General features: G+C 49.6%; 3 protein-coding genes and 1 pseudogene. 1 reads left to right on the top strand and 3 read right to left on the bottom strand.

Annotated features, from left to right (window positions below):
* Positions 1-230: 230 nt before the first annotated feature.
* Genes PN462_RS11345 through PN462_RS11355 form a run of 3 tightly spaced genes read right to left on the bottom strand, consistent with a single transcriptional unit; the run spans position 231 to position 2,732 of the window.
* Entirely contained in the window at positions 231-1,349 is a 1,119-nt protein-coding gene (locus tag PN462_RS11345; RefSeq protein ID WP_272128329.1) for a beta-ketoacyl-ACP synthase, read from the bottom strand.
* Positions 1,350-1,358: 9 nt separating this feature from the next.
* The gene (locus PN462_RS11350) at positions 1,359-2,108 is read right to left on the bottom strand and encodes a peptidylprolyl isomerase (RefSeq protein ID WP_272128330.1); all 750 of its coding nucleotides are present in this window, start codon (positions 2,106-2,108) and stop codon (positions 1,359-1,361) included.
* A 57-nt stretch (positions 2,109-2,165) separates the two neighbouring features.
* Positions 2,166-2,732, bottom strand: a complete 567-nt coding sequence (locus tag PN462_RS11355) for a photosystem I assembly protein Ycf4 (protein ID WP_272128331.1) — start codon at positions 2,730-2,732, stop codon at positions 2,166-2,168.
* A gap of 533 nt (positions 2,733-3,265) precedes the next feature.
* On the opposite strand from PN462_RS11355, the pseudogene PN462_RS11360 reads away from it, so the two are divergent.
* Positions 3,266-3,405 (top strand): annotated as a pseudogene (locus PN462_RS11360) (photosystem II D2 protein (photosystem q(a) protein)); the annotation flags it as partial.

A 3,405-nucleotide genomic window follows, 5' to 3' on the forward strand; every position in this document is an offset into this window, starting at 1 on the left:
AAAAGCCCTTTGAAGTTTGTCGAGGCAAACCTTACAGTTTAACTGAGTGGCTGAAGAAGCCCTTACAATCATGTGCAATTACGCATTTCTCATAACCCTGCCCAAAATCAAACACCTTTGAAACCTGTTCATCCGGCACGGCCCAGAAAACTCCAGGAGGGGTATAAGTAGGGCTTTGTGGCCTAATGTCAAAAAAAGTCGAGTAAATCGCCTACTAGAGGTTAACCCTATCATTCCCGTTCACTGCCAACTGAAATAACCGCATTTTGCCCCCCAAAGCCGAAGCTAAAACAGAGGGCATTATTTAATTGGGCTGCTGTAGCGTCTCGTACTAAATTTAAAGGGAATTCTGGGTGAGTTAATCCCACACAAGGGGGTAATACTTGCTGCTGGAGTGCCATTAAACTAAAGGCTACCCCGATTGCGCCTGACGCACCTAATGTATGTCCTGTGACAGCTTTGGTGGAACTGACGGCAACATCGGGGGGAAATAAAGTGCTAATTAATTTCGCTTCGTTGGCATCGTTTAAACGGGTGCTTGTGCCGTGGGCGTGAATATAATCAATGTCGGTGGGGTTTAATTGACTGCGGGTTAAACAGTGTTGAATGGCCAGACGCGCACTTGTTCCGGTGAGTTGGGGTGCGCTGACGTGATAGCCGTCTGCGGTGAGGCCGAAGCCGCCGATTTTGCCGTAAATTTTGGCGTGTCGCTGTTGGGCGGAGGGGAGGGATTCTAAGACGAGAAGGGCGACTCCTTCCCCTAAAACTAAGCCTTCTCGATGCTGATCAAAGGGATAACAGCCTGTTTTGGCTAACGCGCCCATGCGCTCAAATCCGGCTAGGGTTAAGGGGCTGATGGGGGCTTCTACGCCTCCGGCTAGGACTTGTTGACATTCTCCGGTGCGGATTAATTCTGCTCCCCTAGCGATCGCCCAAATTCCGGTAGCACAAGCGGCCATAGGCGAGAAGACGGGCCCTTGAGTTTGCAGTTGTTGGGCGGCGGTAATTGCCCCTTGATGGGGGAGATTCTCTAACCAAGGAGTGGGTTGGGGTTGTTGGCGCAGGTGTTCTAGGTTGCCCTGACAGCCTCGACTCGACCCCACTACAACGCCCATTTGGGGGAGGGGTGGGGTTAACTGGGCATCTTGGAGGGCGGCTTCTACTCCTTGAATGACCAATGGCGTTAAGAGACTCGGAGTGGAGTTTCTTAACGCCATGGGTAAGGGTGGGAGGTCTGGAAAGGGTTGGGCGAGTTGAATGCCGCTTTGGTTGGCTAATAACTGTTGCCAACTGCTGGCGAGGTTGCCAACGGCTGACCACAAACCGATTCCGGTGACGACAACATCCACGGGGCAGGTTTAGGGTTGTTGGAGGTTTTCTAACCCACTAACGACTTGGGCGGATTCAATGCGATCGCCTTGTTTAATTTGATCGATTACGCCTAAGTCGCCTGGGTTGACGTAGCCAAAGACCGCGTAATTGCCATCGAGGAAGGATAGGTCTGCGAGGGCAAAATAAAATTGGGAGGAGGCGGAATTGGGCATTTGCGATCGCGCCATAGACAACGCCCCTTTACTGTGGCGTAATTCTGGCGGTCCAGAAATTCCGGCTTGTTCTAAGGTTTTCCCATAAATCGGTTCTTCGGCCCCTTGGGGTTTAATTTCTAAGGGAATATAGCGGGGACTGCCTGTTTCAGGATTGATAAAGCTGCCTGTCCCTAAGCGACTTTGGGGGAAATCCGGGTCTTTACTTTGCGGGTCGCCCCCTTGGACAACGAAGGGTTGCGGGTCTTTGACCACGCGATGGAACATCAGTCCATCGTAAACCCCTCGGTTTACTAAATCGACAAAATTTCCGGCGGTGATGGGGGCATTTTCGCCATCCACTTCCATGGTGATCTCTGACCCATTAATGGTCATCATCACGGTTGCTTTGCCTTCTAATCTCGGTAACTCACTCATTTGGGGACTACTCGCTTGAGCAGTGATTGTATTTGCTTCAGCCGTTGTATTAGTGGAGGCAGTTTCGCTTTGACTACATCCGACTAATGCCCAACTGCTTATGACCATAGCAAGAAGCAGGGGCAAAATCCAAGGTTGTTGTTTCATGATCAATCCGTTAAGTGTGGGTCACAGGGAACGTAAGTTAAATGGGGATGCTTGGGGTTACAGTCCTTCGAGGGGGACTTGTAAAAAGCGGGCTAATTCTGCACCTTGGTTTTCTAATTCTGAGAGGGACATGGGTTCTCCCACACGGGTTAAGGGGATATCCCGTTGTTTTTTCACGCGCAAGTAGAGGGCCCGTTTGGGGTTTAAGCCTTCCCGAATTTCGGCTTTGACAGATTGTATGTCATCTAAGAGGGCTTTTAGTTCAATGCGGCGGTTTTTGCCGGGGAATCCCCAACGAAAAATGGTTACTTCTCCAGTTTTTTTATTGAATTCGTTGTAACCTCCTCCTAGGTCGAGGAGAATTGTTCCGGTTTGGTAGAGGGCTACTGCACTCCCGGCGATGCCGTAGAACAGTAGGGCGACTCCTTGGGGGAAAAATACGAGACTGGTGGGGTCACTGACGATTAAAAGGTTAGTTTTAAAGTAACTGGAGAGGCCGGCGAGGAGAAAGCCGATCCCCCCAATCCAGCAAATAGTAGCCCAAAAATAATTGCTCAAGCGGCGTGATCCTAAAACGTCTTGACGTAATACAAGACTGTCTTGCTCTGTCGTCTGTGCTGTCATGTAAATATATTCTGGGTGAATGGTCTGGTGGCTAGTTGAAAAACCTTTCCTATTTTATGGGCTTCACTGTTCTTTGTCTTCGGTCTTGAGGGGGGAGACGAGTTTCTCATTTTTGGGGAGGGGGGGGACTTTGGGGGGAAGGTGGGATGAAATGCCTGTATGGAGGGGCATTGAGTGGGGTTAACCGAAGGAAGAAGGAGGGGGTTGGGGGGCGGAAATCCGGAAAATTTCCTTAAACTTTTGGGAGATTTCTGAGGAAAGATGTGTCATTTTGTTAAATTATCAGTCATAATGTTCTAGAGCAGGCTGACCTTAACCCTTTGATTTGCCAAGATTTCTTCTGTGATTTCGGTGAGCTTGTGGTAATGTTAAGAAACATAAATTTTGATTAACGGCGTTAAGCCGAATCAGAGGTGTGCAGTTGCTGCTTGGCCAGCGACCCTAAAGAGCCTAGCTTCTTGAGGAGAAATGCCGCTTCTTGATTTAAAAATCTTGATCTTGCCAATTAAGCATTCAGCAAGAGGTTTTTGATTATGACCATAGCAGTAGGACGCGCCCCGGCTCAACGGGGTTGGTTCGATGTCCTCGATGACTGGCTAAAACGCGATCGCTTCGTGTTCATCGGCTGGTCTGGGTTACTGTTGTTCCCCTGTGCTTACATGGCAATTGGGGG

The organism is Spirulina sp. CS-785/01 (genome assembly GCF_028330525.1).
In the GTDB taxonomy this organism is placed as follows: Bacteria; Cyanobacteriota; Cyanobacteriia; order Cyanobacteriales; family Spirulinaceae; genus JAQMSD01.